Source organism: Oleiphilus sp. HI0123 (assembly GCF_001635315.1).
In genome coordinates, this window is record NZ_LWGE01000059.1 from 1 (window position 1) to 246 (window position 246).

Below are 246 nucleotides of genomic sequence, written 5' to 3' on the forward strand. Positions count from 1 at the left end.
TGTGGGCACCTTGGATTCACTATATGGGCAATTAGCGAGCGAAGGTGAAGCGCAAGAGCAGGGCTTTGATCTGGGAGCTAGCCTGAGTGAAGCATTGGCAACAGTACCGGAAAACTTTTCTGCTATAGGGGATATGCTGTTTGATCCCTTAGGCTTAGATGTGGGCGATATCAGCAATATCGATGCCGCCGCTGAAGCACAGGAAGTGAGCCGTGGAACCTTTGGCGAAATGGTCGAACGTTTTAA

The 246-nt window shown here is 50.0% G+C and carries 1 pseudogene; it reads left to right on the forward strand.

The annotated features are described in order from the left end of the window. Nucleotides 1-246 (forward strand): annotated as a pseudogene (locus tag A3761_RS26490) (ferrous iron transporter B); the annotation flags it as partial.